Below are 927 nucleotides of genomic sequence, written 5' to 3' on the forward strand. Positions count from 1 at the left end.
GGCCCCGCCGCGCGCCGCGGCCGCGCCGCCGGGCCCGCGCAGGTCGGCCAGCCGGTCCTGCAGCCGCTCGCGCAGGCGCAGCGCCCATTCGTCCTCCATCGCGTCGACCGGCACCTCGCCGAGGTCGATCGCCAGCTCGTCGATGCGCCACACCTCGTCGGGCGCGCAGGCCTCGTCGAACAACTCGTCGACGATGCGCAGCGCCGGGCCCTGCATGAACGCGGCGAGCCGCGCCTCGGCCTCGTCGGCCGGCAGCGCGGCGTCGAAGCCGACGTCGACATGCAGGTGCTCGATCAGGTGCGCGTCAGGCATGGCCCTGCACGAAGGGCTCGTCGCCCTCGCCTCCTGCATCGGGGGTGTCGCCGGGCTGGCGCACGAACGGGATCACGCGGCAGGCCGCCACGTCCGCCTGCTCGGCCAGGTGCGCATCACCGGGTGCGGCCGCCAGCGCCTCGCGCGCCGCCAGCCACGGCACCCAGCAGGCCTCGAAGCGTTGCATCGCCTCCATCTCCAGCCACAGGCAGTGCAGCGACAGGTGGGCCGGGCAGTTGATGCGCAAGGTGTCCTGCGCAAAGCGGCGGAACGCCGGCTGGCGGGTGCGCGCGGTCCAGCCCGGCATCAGCACCGTGACGCGCAGCGCGTGGAAGCCCGGCTTCAGGTTCAGCGCCGCATGCGCGCGGCCGCCCGGCGCGAGCGGGCGCAGCAGCACGTGCTCGACCACGTGCATCCCCTCGCTCTCCTGGTGCAGGTGCAGCAGGAAGAGCCGCAGGCTGGCGGCGGCGCGCCGCGCGGCCGGCGCATCGGTGTGCTCGCCCAGGTCCCACCAGCGGCCGTCCTCGTCGGGACCGAGCAGCAGGCGGTGCGGCGAGGTCGGCGCGGCCCCGGCCGGCGCCAGCAGCCGGTAGCGGTCGCGCCACAGCCCGGCGC

General features: G+C 76.2%; 2 protein-coding genes. Both read right to left on the bottom strand.

What is annotated here, in order from left to right; genetic code table 11:
- Window positions 1-312 (bottom strand): contractile injection system tape measure protein (locus tag AC1D12_RS34255; protein ID WP_477845514.1); only part of this gene is annotated, 312 nt, incomplete at its 3' end.
- Window positions 305-927 (bottom strand): hypothetical protein (locus AC1D12_RS34260; protein ID WP_477845515.1); only part of this gene is annotated, 623 nt, incomplete at its 5' end. The genes AC1D12_RS34255 and AC1D12_RS34260, both read right to left, overlap by 8 nt.

This window comes from Rhizobacter sp. P1_G5 (assembly GCF_056405435.1).